Genomic DNA, 1,806 nt, shown 5'->3' with positions numbered 1-1,806 from the left:
CAGCACGCGGGGAACGCGGCGCCCGCGCACACCCCGGTTTCCTCCCGGGGAGCCGCAGGGGCTCCCCCCTGGGTCTGATCTTTCCGCCGGGGCCTCATCCCTCGGGACCATCCTGCGGCCACGGGGGGATCCCGCGCCGATCCGGTCAGTAGGGTGGGTGACATGACCGCTCCCGTTGATCCGATGGACCGCTTCTCCTGCATCATCCCCGCCGGGGGTGTGGGATCGCGGCTCTGGCCCCTGTCCCGCGCAAAGGCTCCGAAGTTCCTCCTGGACCTGACGGGCAACGGCACCTCGCTGCTCCGCGACACCTGGGACCGGCTCGTGCCCCTCGTTGGCCCGGAGCGGATCGTCGTGGTGACCGGCAACGCGCACCGCGCGTCGGTCAGCGAGCAGCTCTGCAATCTGGAGGAGCGCAACATCATTACCGAGAGCGAACCGAAGGACTCCTCGGCTGCGATCGGCCTGGCCGCGGCCATTCTGGAGCGGCGCGACCCGGACGCGATCGTCGGCTCCTTCGCCGCGGACCACGTGATCCGCGGCTCCGTGCTCTTCGAGCGGGCCGTGCGCACGGCGGTCAAGGCCGCCGATCAGGGCTACATCGCCACGATCGGTATCCACCCGAGCTCCCCCGCGACCGGCTTCGGCTACATCGAGTGCGGCGAGGCGCGCGGCGACCTCGCCCCCTTCGACCTCTACGACGTGAAGCAGTTCGTGGAAAAGCCGGACGAGGACACCGCGAAGGGCTACGTGGCCCAGGGCGGCTTCCTGTGGAACGCGGGCATGTTCATCGCCCGGGCGACGGTGCTCCTCGAGCAGATGGCCCTCGCCGAGCCCGAGATGGTCGCCGCGCTGCGCGAGATGGCCGCGACCTGGGACACCGAGCAGGGCGCGGCGACCCGGGAGCGCCTGTGGCCCCGGCTGCCGAAGATCGCGATCGACTACACGGTCGCCGAGCCCGCGGCGGCCTCTGGCCGGATGGTCTGCGTCGCCGCGCACTTCGAGTGGGACGACGTGGGCGATTTCGCGAGCGTGGCCACCCTGCTCACCCGGGGCCGCTCCAGCGACCTGGCCGTGCTGGGTGACGGCGCGCAGGTGCTCTCCGACGCCTCCAGCGGCATCGTCGTCTCCGAGTCTGACCGACTCGTGGCCCTCGTCGGCGTGGAGAACATCGTCGTGGTGGACACCCCGGACGTGCTGCTCGTCACCACCAAGGAGCACGCCCAGGACGTCAAGAGCCTCGTCGGCCGCATGAAGCTCTCGGGCGGGAACCACCTGCTCTAAGCGGGCCGCCCCGCCCCGGCGGACGGCACCCGTCCGGATGCGGCGAACACCGACTCGGGTGCCCGGGAGCCTCACGGACCCGGCGCCCGAGCCGTCCCTCGGCAGCGGGGCGCGCGATCCCCGGCGGCGATTCCGGGCCGCAGGCATATCGCTTTCCGGCATAGCGCCTGAAACGCTGAGGTTAATATGCAATACTCCTGACGATCCCATCCTGCTCGGCGGCGCTCCGAACGCGCGAAAACGAGCACCCGATGTCCGAGGAGACCATGAAACCGTTCCCCTGGCGGCTCACCGCCCTCGCCTGTGCCTCCCTGCTCCTGATTGCCGGGCCGCCCCCGTCGTCGGCGAACGCCGAACCCCCGGAGCTGGAGGAGATCGTCCGCTTCGAGCCGGAGGGCTCCGTCAGCGCGGGCTACGCCACGGACCTGGTCGGCGACTACGCGCTCTACGCCAATACGCGGCCGGAGACCGTCGACATCGCGCACCGGGAGGGCCCGGACCCGAGCTCCTGGTCCACGGTGA

The 1,806-nt window shown here is 71.0% G+C and carries 2 protein-coding genes; both read left to right on the top strand.

Annotated features, from left to right (window positions below; translation table 11 throughout):
* Positions 1 to 162: 162 nt before the first annotated feature.
* Positions 163 to 1,284, top strand: coding sequence for a mannose-1-phosphate guanylyltransferase (locus tag OOT08_RS11605; protein WP_325092788.1), 1,122 nt, complete (start codon positions 163 to 165; stop codon positions 1,282 to 1,284).
* A gap of 251 nt (positions 1,285 to 1,535) precedes the next feature.
* Positions 1,536 to 1,806, top strand: a 271-nt coding sequence (locus OOT08_RS11600) for a hypothetical protein (RefSeq protein WP_325092786.1), incomplete at its 3' end; no start/stop codon positions are given.

The organism is Leucobacter sp. M11, from assembly GCF_035726885.1.
GTDB lineage: Bacteria > Actinomycetota > Actinomycetes > Actinomycetales > Microbacteriaceae > JAPFRB01.
This window is presented reverse-complemented; position numbering and strand designations above follow the sequence as displayed.

Coding starts and splice junctions, on each gene's coding strand:
- OOT08_RS11605 (WP_325092788.1), top strand. CDS start 163: ATGACCGCTCCCGTTGATCCGATGGACCGCTTCTCCTGCATCATCCCC.